This is a genomic window from Pseudomonas sp. NPDC087342, assembly GCF_044744265.1.
GTDB classification, from domain to species: domain Bacteria; phylum Pseudomonadota; class Gammaproteobacteria; order Pseudomonadales; family Pseudomonadaceae; genus Aquipseudomonas; species Aquipseudomonas nunensis.
In genome coordinates, this window is sequence record NZ_JBIUXZ010000001.1 from 533,153 (window position 1) to 551,023 (window position 17,871).

General features: G+C 60.4%; 15 protein-coding genes. 7 read left to right on the forward strand and 8 right to left on the reverse strand.

What is annotated here, in order from left to right; translation table 11 throughout:
• From ACIOYV_RS02585 to gloB, 5 genes are all read right to left on the reverse strand, one after another.
• Window positions 1-1,074, reverse strand: coding sequence for a microcin C ABC transporter permease YejB (locus tag ACIOYV_RS02585; RefSeq protein WP_054047527.1), 1,074 nt, complete (start codon window positions 1,072-1,074; stop codon window positions 1-3).
• A gap of 3 nt (window positions 1,075-1,077) precedes the next feature.
• Entirely contained in the window at window positions 1,078-2,919 is a 1,842-nt protein-coding gene (locus ACIOYV_RS02590; RefSeq protein ID WP_401320600.1) for an extracellular solute-binding protein, read from the reverse strand.
• Window positions 2,916-4,748: an extracellular solute-binding protein gene (locus ACIOYV_RS02595; protein WP_054615075.1), complete on the reverse strand. Its 1,833-nt coding sequence runs from the start codon at window positions 4,746-4,748 to the stop codon at window positions 2,916-2,918. The genes ACIOYV_RS02590 and ACIOYV_RS02595 overlap by 4 nt, the downstream gene beginning before the upstream one ends.
• A 282-nt stretch (window positions 4,749-5,030) precedes the next feature.
• Window positions 5,031-6,494 (reverse strand): transglycosylase SLT domain-containing protein, encoded by a 1,464-nt coding sequence (locus ACIOYV_RS02600; RefSeq protein ID WP_054047531.1) that lies wholly within the window; start codon window positions 6,492-6,494, stop codon window positions 5,031-5,033.
• 99 nt (window positions 6,495-6,593) lie between these two features.
• Window positions 6,594-7,361, reverse strand: a complete 768-nt coding sequence (gene gloB, locus ACIOYV_RS02605; protein ID WP_401320602.1) for a hydroxyacylglutathione hydrolase — start codon at window positions 7,359-7,361, stop codon at window positions 6,594-6,596.
• A 65-nt stretch (window positions 7,362-7,426) separates the two neighbouring features.
• Between gloB and ACIOYV_RS02610 the strand changes: the two genes are divergently transcribed.
• The 5 genes from ACIOYV_RS02610 (at window position 7,427) to ACIOYV_RS02630 (ending at window position 12,828) form a co-directional block, all read left to right on the forward strand.
• Window positions 7,427-8,185: a class I SAM-dependent methyltransferase gene (locus ACIOYV_RS02610; RefSeq protein ID WP_054047532.1), complete on the forward strand. Its 759-nt coding sequence runs from the start codon at window positions 7,427-7,429 to the stop codon at window positions 8,183-8,185.
• Between the two features lie 90 nt (window positions 8,186-8,275).
• Window positions 8,276-8,728, forward strand: coding sequence for a ribonuclease HI (gene rnhA / locus ACIOYV_RS02615; RefSeq protein ID WP_401320605.1), 453 nt, complete (start codon window positions 8,276-8,278; stop codon window positions 8,726-8,728).
• Window positions 8,729-8,824: 96 nt separating this feature from the next.
• Entirely contained in the window at window positions 8,825-9,583 is a 759-nt protein-coding gene (gene dnaQ / locus ACIOYV_RS02620; protein ID WP_401320608.1) for a DNA polymerase III subunit epsilon, read from the forward strand.
• 360 nt (window positions 9,584-9,943) lie between these two features.
• Entirely contained in the window at window positions 9,944-12,199 is a 2,256-nt protein-coding gene (locus ACIOYV_RS02625) for an Orn/Lys/Arg decarboxylase N-terminal domain-containing protein (RefSeq protein WP_401320610.1), read from the forward strand.
• A 14-nt stretch (window positions 12,200-12,213) separates the two neighbouring features.
• Entirely contained in the window at window positions 12,214-12,828 is a 615-nt protein-coding gene (locus ACIOYV_RS02630; RefSeq protein ID WP_163909762.1) for a GNAT family N-acetyltransferase, read from the forward strand.
• Here the strand turns inward: ACIOYV_RS02630 and ACIOYV_RS02635 are convergent.
• Both ACIOYV_RS02635 and ACIOYV_RS02640 read right to left on the reverse strand, forming a co-directional pair.
• On the reverse strand, window positions 12,794-13,687 hold the full coding sequence (locus ACIOYV_RS02635) for a LysR substrate-binding domain-containing protein (protein ID WP_265045120.1): 894 nt from the start codon (window positions 13,685-13,687) through the stop codon (window positions 12,794-12,796). The genes ACIOYV_RS02630 and ACIOYV_RS02635 overlap by 35 nt on opposite strands.
• Before the next feature lie 88 nt (window positions 13,688-13,775).
• On the reverse strand, window positions 13,776-14,036 hold the full coding sequence (locus ACIOYV_RS02640; RefSeq protein WP_054047549.1) for a hypothetical protein: 261 nt from the start codon (window positions 14,034-14,036) through the stop codon (window positions 13,776-13,778).
• Between the two features lie 176 nt (window positions 14,037-14,212).
• On the opposite strand from ACIOYV_RS02640, the gene ACIOYV_RS02645 reads away from it, so the two are divergent.
• Both ACIOYV_RS02645 and ACIOYV_RS02650 read left to right on the forward strand, forming a co-directional pair.
• On the forward strand, window positions 14,213-14,773 hold the full coding sequence (locus ACIOYV_RS02645; protein WP_213938218.1) for an NADPH-dependent FMN reductase: 561 nt from the start codon (window positions 14,213-14,215) through the stop codon (window positions 14,771-14,773).
• A 751-nt stretch (window positions 14,774-15,524) separates the two neighbouring features.
• On the forward strand, window positions 15,525-16,808 hold the full coding sequence (locus ACIOYV_RS02650; protein WP_054047553.1) for an arsenic transporter: 1,284 nt from the start codon (window positions 15,525-15,527) through the stop codon (window positions 16,806-16,808).
• Between the two features lie 107 nt (window positions 16,809-16,915).
• Here ACIOYV_RS02650 and ACIOYV_RS02655 read toward each other — a convergent pair whose 3' ends face one another.
• On the reverse strand, window positions 16,916-17,866 hold the full coding sequence (locus ACIOYV_RS02655; protein WP_401320614.1) for a DUF1853 family protein: 951 nt from the start codon (window positions 17,864-17,866) through the stop codon (window positions 16,916-16,918).
• Window positions 17,867-17,871: the final 5 nt, after the last annotated feature.

A 17,871-nucleotide genomic window follows, 5' to 3' on the forward strand; every position in this document is an offset into this window, starting at 1 on the left:
TCAATGCTCCCGGTGTTCGAAGTCGATGCGCGGATCGACAAGGGTGTAGGTGAGGTCGCCGATCAGTTTCACCACCAGCCCCAATAACGTGAAGATAAACAACGTGCCGAACACCACCGGATAGTCACGGTTGATTGCCGCTTCAAAACTCATCAGGCCGAGGCCGTCGAGGGAGAAAATCACTTCCACCAGCAACGAGCCGGTAAAGAAAATCCCGATAAACGCCGACGGGAACCCGGCAATCACCAACAGCATTGCGTTGCGGAACACATGGCCGTAGAGCACGCGGTGATTGGTCAGGCCCTTGGCTTTGGCGGTCACCACGTACTGTTTGTTGATTTCATCGAGGAAGCTGTTTTTGGTCAGCAGGGTCATGGTCGCGAAGTTGCCGATCACTAGCGCCGTCACCGGCAGTGCCAGGTGCCAGAAGTAATCGAGGACTTTGCCGCCCATGCTCAGCTCGGCGAAGTTGTTCGAGGTCAGGCCCCGTAGCGGGAACCAGTCAAAATAACTGCCGCCGGCAAACAGCACGATCAGCAGGATCGCAAACAGGAACGCCGGGATCGCGTAGCCGACGATGATCAGCGAACTGGTCCAGACGTCGAAGTGACTGCCGTGCCGCGTGGCCTTGGCGATCCCCAGCGGGATCGACACCAGGTACATGATCAGCGTGCTCCACAGCCCGAGGGAGATCGACACCGGCATCTTTTCCTTGATCAGGTCGATGACCTTGGCGTCGCGGAAGAAGCTGTCGCCGAAATCCAGGGTCGCGTAGTTCTTGACCATGATCCACAAGCGTTCCGGCGCCGATTTGTCGAAGCCGTACATGTGCTCGATTTCCTTGACCAGCGCCGGGTCCAGGCCCTGGGCGCCGCGATAGGCCGAGCCGGCCACCGACACTTCGGCACCGCCACCGGCGATGCGGCTGGTGGCGCCTTCGAAGCCTTCGAGCTTGGCGATCATCTGCTCCACCGGGCCGCCGGGGGCAGCCTGGATGATCACGAAGTTGATCAGCAAAATGCCGAACAAGGTCGGGATGATCAGCAGCAGTCGCCGAAAAATATACGCCAGCATTGATTACTCCGTGCCCGCAGGGTCGGCTTGCAGTTTGGTTTCGACTTCTACCGCCGGTTTCGCGTCAGGCTTGACCCACCAGGTGGCAATGCCGACGTCGTACTTGGGTGAGATTTTTGGATGGCCGATATGGTTCCAATAGGCCACGCGCCAGGTCTTGATGTGCCAATTGGGGATCACGTAGTAGCCCCATTGCAGCACGCGGTCCAGTGCGCGGGCGTGGGCCACCAGGCTTTTGCGTGACTCGGCGTTGATCAGCCCTTCGACCAATTGGTCCACCACCGGGTCTTTGAGGCCCATGGAGTTGCGGCTGCCGGGTTTGTCGGCGGCGGCGGACATCCAGAACTCGCGCTGTTCATTGCCCGGCGAGTTGGACTGCGGGAAGCTGCCGACGATCATGTCGAAGTCCCGGGAACGCACGCGGTTGATGTACTGCGAAACGTCGACCCGGCGAATCACCAAGTCGATCCCGAGATCGCTGAGGTTGCGCTTGAACGGCAGCAGCACCCGTTCGAATTCGGTCTGGGCCAACAGGAACTCGATGGTCACCGGTTTGCCGGTGGCGTCGACCATTTTGTCGTCGACGATCTTCCAGCCAGCCTCTTGCAGCAACTGATAGGCCTTGCGTTGCTGGGTGCGGATCATGCCGCTGGCATCGGTCGTAGGGTTTTCGAACGCCTCGCTGAACACTTGGGCCGGGAGCTGGCTGCGGAACGGGTCGAGGATCGCCAGTTGAGCGGCGTCCGGCAGGCCGGTGGCGGCCATTTCCGAGTTCTCGAAATAACTGCGGGTGCGCGCATAGGCGCCGTTGAACAGTTGCTTGTTGGTCCATTCGAAATCCAGCAGCAGCGTCATCGCCTGGCGCACGCGGATGTCCTGGAACACCGGGCGACGCAGGTTAAAGACGAAGCCTTGCATACCGGTCGGGTTGCCGTTGGGGATCTGTTCCTTGATCAACCGGCCTTCGGTGACTGCCGGGATGTTGTAGGCGTTGGCCCAGTTCTTCGCGGTCATCTCCAGCCAGTAATCGAACTGCCCGGCCTTGAGCGCTTCCAGGGCCACGGTGTTGTCGCGGTAATAATCGGTGGTCATCACGTCGAAGTTGTAGAAGCCACGGTTGGCCGGCAGGTCCTTGCCCCAGTAATCCTTGACCCGCTCATAGCGCACCGAACGCCCGGCCTTCACTTCGCTGACTTTGTAAGGGCCGCTGCCCAGCGGGATTTCCAGATTGCCCTTGTTGAAGTCGCGGCTGGCCCACCAGTGTTTCGGCAGCACCGGCAACTGGCCGAGGATCAGCGGCAGTTCGCGATTGTTGCTGTGCTTGAACTTGAACAGCACCGTCAGCGGGTCTTCGGCGACCACGTCGGCGACATCGCTGTAGTAACCGCGATAGAGCGGGGCGCCGTCCTTGATCAGGGTCTGGAAGCTGAACACCACGTCTTCGGCACGTACCGGGTGGCCGTCGTGGAAGCGTGCTTCGGGGCGCAGGTAGAAACGCACCCAGCTGTTGTCCGGGGCTTTCTCGATCTTGCCGGCGATCAGTCCATATTCGGTGAACGGTTCGTCCAGACCCTGTTTGGCCAGGGTGTCGTAGATCATCCCGATATCGTCGGCCGGCACGCCTTTGCTGATGAATGGGTTGAGGCTGTCGAAGCCGCCGAAACCGGCCTGGCGGAAGATCCCGCCCTTGGGCGCATCCGGGTTGACGTAGTTGAAGTACTTGAAGTCGGCCGGGTATTTCGGCGGCTCGTTGTACAGGGTCAAGGCATGCTGCGGGGCGGCGCAGGCCAGCCCGGCGAACAACAGACCGCTGGCCTGCAGGAGCAGGGCGCGTACGGGTTTCATTGATCTTTCTCCGAAGACTTCAGCCACCACGCGCTAAGGCCCAGGGTGTAGGGCGGCGTCGTGACAAAGGCGAACCGGTTGCGGTAGGCCAGGCGATGGTAATTGAGGTACCAGTTGGGAATGATGTAGTGCTGCCACAGCAGCACCCGGTCGAGGGCCTTGCCGGCGGCGACCTGTTCATCCCGGGTCTGGGCGGCGAGCAATTGTTCGAGCAAATGATCGACCACCGGGTTGGCAATGCCGGCGTAGTTCTTGCTGCCCTTGACCCCGACCTGGCTGGAATGGAAGTACTGCCATTGCTCCAGGCCCGGGCTGAGGGTCTGGTTGAGGGTCATCAGGATCATGTCGAAATCGAACTGATCCAGGCGTTGTTTGTACTGGGCGCGATCCACCGTGCGCAGCCGTGCGTCGATGCCGATGCTGGCGAGGTTCTCGACGTATGGCTGGAGGATCCGTTCCAGGTTCGGGTTGACCAGCAGGATCTCGAAACGCAGCGGTTGGCCGTTGGCGTTCTGCACGCGCTGGCCATTCAGCTTCCAGCCGGCCTCGCTGAGCAGGCCCAAGGCCTTGCGCAAGGTTTCCCGAGGGATGCCGCGCCCTTCGGTCTGCGGCAGGCTGAAGGGCTCGGTGAAGAGCTTGGCGGGCAACTGCTCGCGATACGGCTTGAGCATCAGCCATTCATGACCGACCGGCAGCCCGCTGGCTTCGAACTCACTGTTGGGGTAGTAACTCATGGCGCGCTTGTAGGCGCCGCTGAACAGGGTGCGGTTGGTCCACTCGAAGTCGAACATCAACCCCAGCGCTTCGCGCACCTTGACCTCCGCGAAGGCCGGGCGCCGGGTGTTCATGAACAGGCCCTGGCTCTGGGTCGGGATCTGGTGCGGGATCTGCGCCTTGATCACGTCACCGCGCCGCACCGCCGGGAAGTTGTAGCCGTTGTCCCAGTTCTTCGCCTGGTGCTCGATGTAGATGTCGAATTCGCCGGCCTTGAAGGCTTCGAAGGCCACGTCGCTGTCGCGGTAGAACTCGACTTCCATGCGATCGAAGTTGTACTTGCCGCGATTGACCGCCAGGTCCTTGCCCCAATAATCCTTGACCCGTTCGAAGACCAACTGGCGCCCCGGTTGCACCGAGGTGATTCGATACGGCCCGCTGCCCAGCGGCGGTTCGAAGGTGGTGGCCTTGAAGTCGCGACCTTTCCAGTAATGCTGGGGCAGCACCGGCATCTCGCCCAGGCGCAGGATCAGCAGCGGATTGCCGGCGCGCTTGAACACAAAACGGATGCGCTGCGGATTGAGAATGTCGACCCGCAGCACTTCCTGGAGCGCGGTGCGGTACTGCGGATGGCCTTCCTTGAGCAACAAACGGTAGGAAAACGCCACGTCGTAGGCAGTGATCGGCGTGCCATCGTGGAACCGCGCTTCGGGGCGCAGGTTGAACACCACCCAGCTGCGGTCCTCGCTGTATTCCACCGTTTGGGCGATCAAGCCATAACTTGATGTCGGCTCGTCGCCGGACGGCGCGTACTGGCCGGTGCCGACCATCAGCGGCTCATTGAGCTCGTTGATGCCGTATTGCAGGAAATTCGGCGTGGAAACCGGGCTTGAACCCTTGAACGTGTAAGGGTTGAGCGTATCGAAGGTGCCAAACGCCATCACCCGCAAGGTACCGCCCTTGGGCGCTTGCGGGTTGACCCAATCGAAGTGGGTAAATCTGGCCGGGTACTTGAGCGTGCCGAACTGCGCATAACCATGGCTTTCGCTGATCGTCGCGCTTGCGGGGGAGCTCAAGGCCAGGCTGATCAGGAGAAGGAGGAGGGGACGCTTCAAGTCAGAGATCCGATCCAGGCGGCTTGGGCTTTGTGGGCCGTACAGTAACAGCTTGTATCGACAGGAAAAAGACAGGGGGTTAATGCGCTGTTAATTGCTGATGTAACAGTTCTGCACGCCGCATAACCTGTGGGAGCGAGCTTGCTCGCGATAGCGGACTGTCAGGCGACATTTGTGTTGAGTTTAAAACCGTAATCGCGAGCAAGCTCGCTCCCACAGGGGATTTGTTTCAGCCCTCAAATTGCAGGCAAAAAAAAGCCCCTGAATTTCAGGGGCTCTTTGTTAGCGTGGCGAAGATACCGTCAGCATTTGTCCAGGCTTCAGCGCCTGGCCAACCCGCGGATTCCAGCGCTTGAGGTGTTGCATTTCAACGTTGAAACGTTTGGCAACCATATACAGCGAGTCGCCTTGCTGGACCTTGTAGGTCTGCTGGGTCTTGGCGACGGTCTTTCCGGTGTCCTTGCCTTTGGACTTGCCGCTCGCAGCAACCACGGTGTTGATCCGGCCGGCGCTGCGCTTGGTGTTGTCCTGCATGACCAGGGTCTGGCCGACCTTGAGGTTCTTGCCGGTCATCTTGTTCCAGCGCTGCAGGTCTTTGACATCGACCTTGTTGGCCTTGGCGATGGCAGCGAGGTTATCGCCACGTTTCACCCGGTAGGCGCGCTTGAGTTTGGCGATTTCGTTGTCGTCAGCGCCTTCGAACACCGGTTTCAGTGGTCGCGAGCTGATCAACTCTTCGGGGCGCATGGTCGACAGGCTGGCTGTCAGCAGTTGCGCCTTGGACGTCGGCACCAGCAAATGCTGGGGGCCGTCGATGGTGGTGCGCTGCTTGAAGGCCGGGTTGAGCTGGAACAGTTCGTCTTCGTCGATGTTGGCCACCGCGGCAACCTTGGACAGGTCCATGCGCTGGTTGATTTCGACGACCTGGAAGTACGGTTCGTTGGCGATCGGGTTGAGGTTCACGCCGTAGGCTTCCGGCGCCAGTACCACTTGCGACAGGGCCAGCAACTTCGGCACGTAGGCCTGGGTTTCGGCCGGCAGCGGCAGGTTCCAGTAATCGGTTGGCAGGCCGAGCTTCTCGTTACGCTCGATGGCGCGGCTGACCGTGCCTTCGCCGGCGTTATAGGCCGCAAGGGCCAGCAGCCAGTCACCGTTGAACATGTCGTGCAGGCGGGTCAGGTAGTCCATGGCCGCAGTGGTGGAGGCGGTGATATCGCGACGGCCATCATAGAAACGGGTTTGACGCAGGTTGTAGTAACGCCCGGTGGAAGGGATGAATTGCCAAAGACCCACCGCATCGGCCCGGGAATAGGCCATCGGGTTGTAGGCGCTTTCAATCACTGGCAGCAGCGCCAGTTCCAGCGGCATGTTGCGTTCTTCAAGGCGTTCGATGATGTAGTGAATGTACAGGCTGCCGCGTTCGCCGGCGTTTTCGAGGAAGGACGGGTTACTGGCGAACCACAGTCGTTGTTGCTCGATACGCGGGTTGACGCCCAGGTTGTCCTGCAGCTGGAAGCCCTGGCGCATGCGCTCCCAGACGTCCTGCGGTACTTGCGGTGTTGGTTTCTCGCTGAGCCAGATGGGTTTCTGCTTGGCTCGGGCGGCAATATTCGGAACGTGTGTGGCTTCGGGTTGCGGGACATGGCTTGAACAGCCCGCCAAAGTGGCGGACACAGCCACCGCGATGGCTTGAGCCAAGCGGGTCAATGCGTCTGAATTGATGGCTTTACGAATAGATGACGACATTGGCTGGAAGTAAGTTCCGGGCAAAAATGTCGGGGGATTCTAGAAAGCGTACCCCCCGCGGTCAACCATTCAGAATTTTTGTACCAATAGGTAGCCAGCTTAGAACTTATCTTTCCAAGCCCGCAAGGCAGCAAAAACCGCACTCGGACCCCGGTTTTGGGTTTCATTCCGTTCGTCCACTTTTTCTTTAACGGATGTTTCATCGACACGTAAAAACGGGTTGGTGAGCTTTTCGAGCGCCAGCGTAGAGGGCAGCGTCATGATTCCGGCTTCACGTTGCGCGGCTACTTTTTCCAGACGCGCGGCAGTGTCCGGGTTGCCCGGTTCGACCGCTGCGGCAAACTTCAGGTTGCTCAGGGTGTATTCGTGGGTGCAATACACCAGAGTGTCTTCAGGCAACGACGCCAGGCGCGTCAGCGAGGTGTGCATCTGCTCCGGAGTGCCTTCAAACAGGCGGCCGCAACCGGCGGCGAACAGGGTGTCGCCGCAGAACAGCAGGCCATGGTGATAAAAGGCAATATGCCCAAGGGTGTGGCCGGGAACGGCGTAGACATCGAAGTCCCAGTCCAGCACGTTGATGCGGTCGTTATCCTTGAGCGCCACGTCCCGCGCCGGAATGGTTTCGCTGGCCGGGCCATAGACTTTAGCGTCTGTCGCTTTTTTCAGCTGCTCGACGCCGCCAACGTGGTCATGATGGTGGTGAGTGATCAGAATATCGCTGAGCACCCAGCCCGGATGCTCCGCCAGCCAGGCCTGGACCGGCGCGGCGTCGCCCGGATCGACCACGGCGCAGCGTTGGGTGCGGTGGTCTTGTAACAACCAGATGTAGTTGTCGGTGAAGGCGGGCAGGGCACTGATCTGTATCATCGTCGGATTCGCCAAGCGGAAAACAATGGCGCATCTTAGAACTTCCTGGCGCTTTGGAGAATGCAATGACCGATAAAGCGTTCGCTCAGGCCGATCCTGAGTGGCTGACATTGATCAGCGCCGCCCGTGAATGGTTGTCCGGCCCGATCGGGCAATTTCTGCTGGACGAAGAACGGCGCATGCTCGAAGACGAGTTGGGCCGGTTCTTCGGCGGCTACCTCGTGCACTACGGTCCATCGGCCGAAACACCGCCGTCGGCGCCGCAAGTACAGCGCAACGTACGGCTCGGGGCGCCACTGCCCGGGGTCGAGATCGTCTGTGAAGAACAGGCGTGGCCGTTGAGCGAGCACGCCGCCGATGTGGTGGTGTTGCAGCACGGGCTGGATTTCTGCCTGTCACCCCACGGTTTGTTGCGCGAAGCGGCAAGCAGCGTGCGGCCTGGCGGGCATTTGCTGATTATCGGCATCAATCCCTGGAGCACCTGGGGCCTGCGGCATGTGTTCGCCCACGACGCCTTGCGCAAGGCCCGTTGCATTTCACCGTCGCGGGTCGGGGACTGGCTGAACCTGCTGGGCTTCGCGCTGGAGAAACGCCGCTTCGGGTGCTATCGTCCGCCGCTTGCGTCACCCAAATGGCAGAGCCGTCTGGCGGGTTGGGAGCGCAAGGCCGGTGACTGGCAACTGTCGGGCGGCGGCTTCTATTTATTAGTGGCACGCAAGATCGTGGTCGGCCTGCGCCCCGTGCGTCAGGAACGACGCGAGCCAATGGGCAAGCTGATTCCGTTGCCGATGGCCAAGGTCAATCGTCGTCATATCGAGCCGTAAACATTCTTTATTTTCCCGGCCGGGTTAGCCCGGCCTCGGGCATCGTCGATCCTGGATCGGCGAGCCACCGCATTTTCTGGATAGATTGGCATGAGCGATAGCGTAGAACTGTTCACTGATGGCGCCTGCAAAGGCAACCCCGGCCCCGGCGGCTGGGGCGCACTGCTGGTGTGCAAGGGCGTCGAGAAGGAACTGTGGGGCGGCGAAGCCAACACCACCAACAACCGCATGGAGCTGATGGGCGCGATCAAAGGCCTGGAAGAACTCAAGCGTTCCTGCGACGTGCTGCTGGTGACTGACTCCCAGTACGTGATGAAAGGCATCAACGAGTGGATGGCCAACTGGAAAAAACGCGGCTGGAAAACCGCCGCGAAAGAGCCGGTCAAAAATGCCGACCTGTGGAAGCTGCTGGATGAACAGGTCAACCGCCATACCGTGACCTGGAAATGGGTACGCGGGCACATCGGCCACCACGGCAACGAACGGGCTGACCAGTTGGCCAACCGGGGCGTGGATGAAGTGCGCGGTTGCAAGCAGGATTAAACGGCGGTGCGACCTTCGCGAGCAAGCTTTGCTCCTGCGGTGAGCATGTTAAGATCGCCGCTTTTGCACGATTGACCCGTTGAGAGCTGAACACTGATGGCCACCAGATCCGTTGTACTCGATACCGAAACCACCGGCATGCCGGTGACCGACGGCCACCGGATTATCGAAATCGGTTGTGTCGAGTTGATCGGTCGGCGCCTCACGGGCCGGCACTTCCACGTTTATCTGCAACCGGATCGCGAGAGTGATGAGGGCGCCATCGGCGTTCACGGCATCACCAACGAATTCCTGGTCGGCAAGCCCCGCTTTACCGAAGTGGCTGATGAGTTCTTCGAATTCATCAAGGGCGCGCAGCTGATCATCCATAACGCGGCGTTCGACGTTGGCTTCATCAACAACGAATTTGCGCTGATGGGCCAGCACGACCGCGCTGACATCACCCAGCACTGCTCGATCCTCGACACCCTGATGATGGCCCGGGAACGTCACCCGGGTCAGCGCAACAGCCTCGATGCGTTGTGCAAACGCTATGGCGTCGACAACTCCGGCCGTGAACTCCACGGCGCCTTGCTCGACTCCGAGATCCTCGCCGACGTTTACCTGACCATGACTGGCGGCCAGACCAGCCTGTCCCTGGCGGGTAACGCGTCTGACGGCAACGGTTCGGGCGAAGGCGCGGACAACTCAGCCACTGAAATTCGTCGCCTGCCGTCCGATCGCCAGCCAACCCGGATCATCCGCGCCAGCGAAGATGATCTCGCGCAGCATCTCGTGCGCCTGGAGGCCGTGGCCAAATCCGCCGGTGCGCCGTCGTTGTGGCAGCAGTTGATCGAAGCCAAGGCTCAAGCCTGAGGCTGAAGGGCTTTTGTGGCGAGGGAGCTTGCCTGTGGTGAGGGAGCTTGCCTGTGGCGAGGGGGCTTGCCTGTGGCGAGGGGGCTTGCCCCCGTTGGGTCGCGAAGCGGCCCCTGCTTTTCTTTCAGATAAACCGCATTCGCAGTATTTACGACTGCTGCGCAGCCGAACGGGGGTAAACGCCCTCGCCACAAGGTCCCGCGTCAACCTCTGATCATCATTTCAGATTGCGATTGATGGCCACATGATGGTGCGCTGACTGACCCGCTTCGGGGCATCCGCGCTCGCCACATCCGCCGCAACCCTCTACCCTGAGGGAATTGGCAGACCACGGTCTGCCGCCTCAGGACACTGAGCCCCATGTATAAAGATTTGAAATTCCCGGTCCTGATCGTCCACCGCGACATCAAGGCCGACACCGTTGCCGGTGACCGCGTGCGGGGTATCGCCCGGGAACTGGAGCAAGAAGGTTTCAGCATTCTCAGTGCGGTGGATTACACCGAAGGGCGGCTCGTTGCCTCGACCCATCACGGCCTTTCGTGCATGTTGATCGCCGCCGAAGACGCCAGCGTCCATTCTCATTTGTTACACAATATGGCCGAATTGATCGGCCTGGCGCGGGTGCGTGCGCCGGATTTGCCGATCTTCGCGCTGGGCGAACAAGTCACTTTGGAGAACGCCCCGGCCGATGCCATGGCCGAGCTCAATCAGTTGCGCGGCATTCTCTATCTGTTCGAGGACACCGTGCCATTCCTCGCCCGCCAGGTCGCCCGGGCGGCGCGTAAATACCTGGATGGTCTGTTGCCGCCGTTCTTCAAGGCGTTAGTGCAGCACACCGCCGATTCCAACTATTCCTGGCACACCCCCGGCCACGGTGGTGGCGTGGCGTATCACAAGAGTCCGGTAGGGCAGGCATTCCATCAGTTTTTCGGCGAAAACACCCTGCGCTCGGATCTGTCGGTGTCAGTCCCGGAACTCGGTTCACTGCTCGATCACACCGGTCCGCTGGCCGAAGCCGAGGCCCGGGCAGCGCGCAATTTCGGCGCCGATCACACCTTTTTCGTGATCAATGGCACTTCCACCGCCAACAAAATCGTCTGGCATTCCATGGTCGCCCGGGATGACTTGGTGCTGGTCGATCGCAACTGCCACAAGTCGGTCCTGCACTCGATCATCATGACCGGCGCCATCCCGCTGTACTTGTGCCCGGAGCGCAATGAGTTGGGGATCATCGGCCCGATTCCGCTGAGCGAATTCAGCCGCGAATCGATCCAGGCCAAGATCGACGCCAGCCCGCTGACCAAGGGCCGCGCGCCCAAGGTCAAGCTGGCGGTGGTGACCAATTCGACCTACGACGGCCTCTGCTACAACGCCGAGCTGATCAAGCAGAACCTCGGCAACAGCGTCGAGGTCTTGCACTTCGATGAAGCCTGGTACGCCTACGCGGCGTTTCACGAATTCTTCGCCGGGCGCTACGGCATGGGCACCTCGCGCAGTGAAGACGGCCCGCTGGTGTTCACCACGCATTCCACGCACAAATTGCTGGCGGCGTTCAGCCAGGCGTCGATGATTCATGTGCAGGACGGCGGTGCGCGGCAACTGGATCGCGACCGTTTCAACGAAGCGTTCATGATGCACATCTCCACGTCGCCGCAATACAGCATCATCGCCTCGCTGGACGTGGCGTCGGCGATGATGGAAGGCCCGGCCGGGCGTTCGCTGTTGCAGGAAATGTTCGATGAAGCCCTGAGCTTCCGTCGCGCCCTGGCCAATCTGCGCCAGCACATTGCGGCGGATGACTGGTGGTTTTCCATCTGGCAGCCGCCGTCGGTGGAAGGTATTACCCAGGTCATCACCGAAGACTGGTTGCTGCAGCCCGATGCCGACTGGCACGGCTTTGGCGGCGTAACCGATGACTACGTGCTGCTCGATCCGATCAAGGTCACCCTGGTCATGCCGGGCCTGACCGCTGGCGGCGCACTGAGCGAGCGCGGGATTCCGGCGGCGGTTGTCAGCAAATTTCTCTGGGAGCGCGGGCTGGTGGTCGAGAAGACCGGGCTGTATTCGTTCCTGGTGCTGTTCTCCATGGGCATCACCAAGGGCAAGTGGAGCACGCTGCTCACCGAGTTGCTGGAGTTCAAGCGCAGCTACGACGCCAATACCAGCCTCGCCAGTTGTCTGCCGTGCGTGGCCCAGGAGAATCTGACGCGCTATCAAGGCATGGGTTTGCGCGACCTGTGCGATCAACTGCACGCCTGTTACCGCAGCAACGCCACGGCCAAACACCTGAAACGCATGTACACCGTGCTTCCGGAAATCGCCATGAAGCCCGCCGACGCCTATGATCAATTGGTACGCGGTGAGGTTGAGGCGGTGTCGATCGATGCCCTGGAGGGGCGAATCGCCGCCGTGATGCTGGTGCCGTACCCGCCGGGAATCCCGTTGATCATGCCCGGCGAACGCTTCACCGAATCGACTCGATCGATCATCGATTACCTGGCATTCGCCCGTACCTTCGACAGCAGCTTCCCGGGATTTGTCGCCGATGTGCACGGATTGCAACACGAAGATGAGGGCAATGGGCGGTTGTACACCGTCGATTGCATCAAGGAATGAGGACCTTTCCCAGTATGCAACCGGTCATGAATCCGAAATACCCAGGGCTGTCGGTGCGGGTTGCCGACGATGGTTTTGCCGCATACATCTGGGGCAGCGATTTCAGTTTTGAAGTCGCCGCCTACGGTGCTGCGCAAATTGGCAAACCGGTGGCGCAGTGGCCGGTGACGCCGATCACCCCTTATCGAAAGTGCTACGGCATCGATCCGGAAGAGTTCAGCAGTTTCCGCGATGCCGCCGACAGCGCGATTTTCATGGCTTATCTGGATGACGAGCCAGTCGGCCATCTGGTGATCAGCACCAACTGGAACGGCTTTGCGCATATCGACGAGTTGGCGGTGCATGCGCCGGCCCGGCGGCATGGCGTGGCCAAGTCACTGCTGGATGTGGCGCAGTTCTGGAGTCGCAAGAAGAAACTGCCGGGCATCATGCTCGAAACCCAGAACAACAACCTCGGTGCCTGTCGGCTCTACGAGCGTTGTGGTTATGTGATTGGCGGGATCGATCATCTGCGCTATCGCGGCATCGACCCGAACACCGCCGAAGTGGCGTTGTTCTGGTACCGATTGTTCGATAACCCGCTGGAAAACCCGGTCAGCTCGCCAGCATCGCCACGGCTTGTTCCGTGATGATCGCCAGCAACGCCTGAACGGCCGGTGATGGCTCTGCGTTCTTCAAGGTCAGGGCGTAGAGGCTGATCGGCACTGCCGGGGCCAGCGGGCAAGCATCCAGCCCGGACGCCTTGGCGCCGAGGGCGGTGAAGGGGTCGACGATGGCCAGGCCTTCACCGGCCTCGACCATGCTGCGCATCATCTGATGGGTCTGCACGCGGGTCTGGATCACCAGAGCCGGGCGTAGCGCCTGCAACTTGGTTTCCAGCGCCGGGCTCAATGGATCATGACCGTCGAGGCCGACCATCGATTGGCCGGCCAAATCCTGCACCGACACATACTTCTGCTTCGGTTGCAGCCAGCCGTGGGGCGCCAGCAATTGGAGCTTGCCCTGGGCAATAACCTGGCAATCGATATCAGCGTGGTCGGGGTCGTGCAAGCTCAGGCCCAGATCGCTTTCGCGCAGCAACAGGCTGCGGACGATCTCGCGAGTAGGTTGGCTGAGGAGGGTACACGGCGCATCGGGAAAACGTCGGCGCAGGGCCGCGATGCTGTGGGGCAATAACTGTTGGGCCAACGGCGGGGTGCCGATGACGCGAAGCGGTGGCGCGAGGTATTGCTTGAGACTGTTGGCCAACCGCTGGACCGGCTCGAGGGCTTCATAAACGTGGGCGATTTCGACCTGCAACTCCCGCGCCTCGCGCGTGGCCTGCAAGCGGCCGCGCACGCTGGAAAACAGCATGAAGCCCAACTGACCCTCGGCGTCGCGCAAAATCCCTTCGACTTCGGCCACCGGCAACTGCAGCCATTCGGCGGCGGTGCCCAGGTGACCGGTCTGCAAGAGCGCCTGGATCACTTCGATATGACGTAAACGCATGCGTGAAGTCCATGTTCAGCAGGTGAGGGAGTCAGTGGCTGAATCCTAACTCAAGTGCGCGCATATGACTTCTGCTCATAACACGGGGTTATGAGGCGACGGTGGTTTCCGGCAGGGTACCGATGTAAGTGTCCGGTTCGCGAGTCAGGGTGATATCCGACTGGATCAACTGGAACCGATTGTCATCGAGCTTTTTCATGCGATCGCCAATGGCCAGTTTGTAAGTGGTGACAGGCTCCGTGCCTTCGACACCGTCTGCCGACGGGTTGGATTCCTGGAACTCATGCACGGAATAAACGCGGCCTTCCGCGTCTCTTGCATGGAACTGACCGACGAGTACTGCTGCCATCTGCTTAGAACCTCTGGAGATAAATCACTCAATTTGCGGTTCTGTAGACCGTGCTTGGGCGAAGTAAGTTTTCCTACAAGAAAAAAATAGTCAGCGGTGGCGATTTTCGCTCGCCCGCTGATCGAAACGTCATCTATAACTACAGGCTCTTCCCATCGGACAGTCGAGAATCTTCCATGAGCAACGTCTATACGATCGCCGTTGTGGTCGGCAGCTTGAGAAAAGAATCGATCAACCGCAAGGTCGCATTGGCCCTGGCTGATCTGGCGCCTGCCAATCTGAAGTTGAACATCGTCGAAATTGGCGACTTGCCACTCTACAACGAAGACATCGATGGCGCTTCACCGCCGGCAGCCTACAGCACTTTCCGCCAACAAGTGAGCTCATCCGACGCAGTGCTGTTCGTGACCCCGGAATACAACCGTTCGGTGCCGGCGCCGTTGAAGAATGCGATTGACGTGGGTTCGCGTCCTTATGGCAAGAGTGCCTGGAGCGGCAAACCGGGCGGCGTGATCAGTGTTTCGCCGGGTGCTATCGGTGGTTTCGGGGCCAACCATCACTTGCGCCAGTCCATGGTGTTTCTCAATGTGCCGTGCATGCAGCAACCAGAAGCGTATCTGGGTGGCGCCGGTACAGCGTTCGACGAGGCGGGCAAGTTGAATGAATCGGTGAAGCCGTTCTTGCAGAGCTTCATCAATGCGTACGGGCAGTGGGTCGAACAACACAAAAAGCTCTGATCAATACCTGTAGGAGCAAAGCTTGCTCGCGAAAGCGGTGTACCAGCCAACATCAATGTTGAATGTTCCGCAGCCTTCGCGAGCAAGCTTCGCTCCTACAGGGGGTTAGGTGGGGCTCAGTAATCTCGCGCAGATCATCGATTCAATTTCCGCCAACCAAGCCGCCATATGCGCCGCCACCGGTTGCGCAACCACGCAATACTGCCGCCCATCCCACACGCAGCAAACGCCTCACGCCATTTTTGCGACAGTTCCTGGAACAGCCGCCGATGATGCTTGGGTTCGTTGAACCGGTGTTCGATCGCCAGCACTTCATGATTGAACAACGGTTGCCGCACAACGTCCGGTTCGCAGGTCAGCCAGCATATTGGTGAAGGGTTGCAGCGGTTTTACGGGTTGGTCACTGCGACTTCCACGCCGTTGCTTGAAGTGGTCGAGAGTGAAGGCTACGAGGCGGCGCAACGTGTAATATCGCGGCTGTTTCATGGGCAGGTGGCGCCGGTCGAGGGGCATGTCATCAGGTTGTAGTCTGCGGACTCAACGATAGCCCCCTGTAGGAGCGAAGCTTGCTCGCGAAGGCGGAGTGTCAGTCAAATAAATAGCAACTGACACTCCGCCTTCGCGAGCAAGCTTCGCTCCTACAAGGGGTAGAGCTGTGGCCGGAATTTTTTCGGGCACCACGGAATTATCGCCCCGACCCTCCACTCTGTTGCATGTCCCCCCACCCGATTGTCTTTCAAGGCTGCTGTGCATGCTCATTGCGTCGTTGATTTTCCTGCTGACCATTACCCTGGTGATCTGGCAACCCAAAGGCCTCGGCGTTGGCTGGAGCGCGGTGTTTGGCGCGGTGTTGGCGCTGCTGTTCGGGGTGGTGCACCTGAGCGATATCCCGCTGGTGTGGCAGATTATCTGGAACGCCACCGGCACCTTTGTCGCACTGATCATCATCAGTCTGTTGCTGGACGAGGCGGGGTTCTTTGCCTGGGCGGCGTTGCACGTGGCGCGTTGGGGCAAGGGCAGCGGGCGCAAGCTGTTTGCCTTTATGGTGTTGCTCGGGGCGCTGGTGTCGGCGCTGTTTGCGAATGACGGCGCGGCGCTGATCCTTACGCCGATCGTGATTTCCATGCTGCTGGCCCTGCGCTTTTCGCCCGCCGCGACCCTGGCCTTCGTGATGGGCGCCGGGTTCATCGCCGACACCGCGAGCCTGCCGCTGGTGGTGTCGAACCTGGTGAACATCGTCTCCGCTGACTTCTTCCACATCGGTTTCAACCGCTATGCGGCGGTAATGATCCCGGTCAACTTCGTCAGCGTCGCCGCGACGTTGGGCATGTTGATGTGGTTCTTCCGCAAGGACATTCCCAAGGCCTACGACCCCGGACAACTGGACGACCCGGCCACGGCGATCCACGATAAAGCCACGTTTTATGCCGGTTGGGTCGTGTTGGTGATCCTGCTGGTCGGTTGCTTTGCCCTGGAACCGCTGGGCATTCCGATCAGCGCGATTTCCGCGGTGTGCGCGGCGCTGCTACTGGGCATCGCCGCGCGCGGCCACAAGATTTCCACACGCAAGGTGATGAAAGAAGCACCGTGGCAGATCGTGATTTTCTCTCTGGGCATGTATCTAGTGGTCTACGGCCTGCGCAATGCCGGGCTCACCGACTACCTCGCCGGGTGGCTCAACGGCTTTGCCGGTTACGGCGTCTGGGGCGCGGCGATGGGCACGGGTGTGCTGACGGCGCTGCTGTCGTCGATCATGAACAACTTGCCGACGGTGCTGATCGGTCTGCTCTCGATTGATGCGAGCCAGGCCACGGGCGTGGTCAAGGAAGCGATGATCTACGCCAACGTCATCGGCAGTGACCTGGGGCCGAAAATCACTCCGATTGGCAGTCTGGCGACGTTGCTGTGGCTGCATGTGCTGGAGCGCAAGAGCATCAAGATTGGCTGGGGGTATTACTTCAAGGTCGGGATTGTGCTGACGGTGCCGGTGTTGTTGGTGACGTTGGCGGCGTTGGCTGTGCGGTTGTCCGTTTAGACCGCGTCGGGCCATTCGCGGGCAAGCCTCGCTCCTACAGGGGAGCGCGTTCCAAATGTAGGAGCGAGGCTTGCCCGCGAAGAGGCCCGCCCAGACACCACAAAATCTCAACCACTACCCGGCACATTCGGCCAAAGATCCGCCACCAGAAACAATCGCTCGGCTTCTTCCCATTCGCCATTGGCATTTTCGGTCAACCGCACCATCAACTGCGCCGGGGCCAACGGGTCTAGCTCATTGAGCCAGGCATCCAACTGTTCAGTGTTCCAGGTCTGCTCCACCGGATAGTGCGCCGGCGCCAACCAGGCATGCCGGGGCAGGGGTTGCCAGCGCCCGAATGGCCGCTGCACGACAAAGTCCGCCCAGTCTTTCTGATGCAACCAGCTGCCGCGCAAATGCTGCGGATGCGCGCCGTTCGGCGAGGCGGATTGCCCCGGCCACGGGTACAACAGATAACCGCCGAGCCATAAATGCGCGCTGAACTGCTGGATATCCAGCGCCGCCAGCGCTTCGCGGCTTTCAGGGCGGGCGGAAATCGGCAGCTGATGCTGGCTCAAATGCGCCAGTTTGCGGTCCAGTCGATCGTGGCAACCCGGTCCCAACCACGTCGCCGTGTCATGCCCATCGCCGTTTTGCGGCCCGAGGTAGAGCTTGATCGCCAGTTCCAAGTGATGCACGCCGTCGCGATCCCGTAGCAGCATGTCCAGCTCGCCAAGGGTATGACCTTCGCGGCGGATTGGCAGGTTGGCGGCAATCAACTCGATGCCCGGCGCATGCCGCACGGCGTATTGCCACAGGCGTTCGTAATACAGGCCCAGGCGTCGGGTGCGCGACTGCGCCAGCCAGTGCAGCAAGTCATAACTGTCGCGATCCAGTTCCCGCAACCAGCGTTCCAGACCTTCCGGTGCCTGCACCCAGTCGCTGCCGGCCAGCGGATGACGCTGCGGCCACGGCGGTTCGCCGAGCATCGGCGGCGCAAGGATGACCCACGCCAGGTCGCGCACTTCCGGGTGGCGTAACTGGTGGGGTAGCTGGAGCAAATCCGGGAATAAGATCATTCTGC

Bases quoted from the DNA above. Each gene is read 5' to 3' on its own strand.
- ACIOYV_RS02585 (WP_054047527.1), bottom strand. From the start codon at position 1,074: ATGCTGGCGTATATTTTTCGGCGACTGCTGCTGATCATCCCGACCTTG.
- ACIOYV_RS02590 (WP_401320600.1), bottom strand. From the start codon at position 2,919: ATGAAACCCGTACGCGCCCTGCTCCTGCAGGCCAGCGGTCTGTTGTTC.
- ACIOYV_RS02600 (WP_054047531.1), bottom strand. From the start codon at position 6,494: ATGTCGTCATCTATTCGTAAAGCCATCAATTCAGACGCATTGACCCGC.
- gloB (WP_401320602.1), bottom strand. From the start codon at position 7,361: ATGATACAGATCAGTGCCCTGCCCGCCTTCACCGACAACTACATCTGG.
- ACIOYV_RS02610 (WP_054047532.1), top strand. From the start codon at position 7,427: ATGACCGATAAAGCGTTCGCTCAGGCCGATCCTGAGTGGCTGACATTG.
- rnhA (WP_401320605.1), top strand. From the start codon at position 8,276: ATGAGCGATAGCGTAGAACTGTTCACTGATGGCGCCTGCAAAGGCAAC.
- dnaQ (WP_401320608.1), top strand. From the start codon at position 8,825: ATGGCCACCAGATCCGTTGTACTCGATACCGAAACCACCGGCATGCCG.
- ACIOYV_RS02625 (WP_401320610.1), top strand. From the start codon at position 9,944: ATGTATAAAGATTTGAAATTCCCGGTCCTGATCGTCCACCGCGACATC.
- ACIOYV_RS02630 (WP_163909762.1), top strand. From the start codon at position 12,214: ATGCAACCGGTCATGAATCCGAAATACCCAGGGCTGTCGGTGCGGGTT.
- ACIOYV_RS02635 (WP_265045120.1), bottom strand. From the start codon at position 13,687: ATGCGTTTACGTCATATCGAAGTGATCCAGGCGCTCTTGCAGACCGGT.
- ACIOYV_RS02640 (WP_054047549.1), bottom strand. From the start codon at position 14,036: ATGGCAGCAGTACTCGTCGGTCAGTTCCATGCAAGAGACGCGGAAGGC.
- ACIOYV_RS02645 (WP_213938218.1), top strand. From the start codon at position 14,213: ATGAGCAACGTCTATACGATCGCCGTTGTGGTCGGCAGCTTGAGAAAA.
- ACIOYV_RS02650 (WP_054047553.1), top strand. From the start codon at position 15,525: ATGCTCATTGCGTCGTTGATTTTCCTGCTGACCATTACCCTGGTGATC.
- ACIOYV_RS02655 (WP_401320614.1), bottom strand. From the start codon at position 17,866: ATGATCTTATTCCCGGATTTGCTCCAGCTACCCCACCAGTTACGCCAC.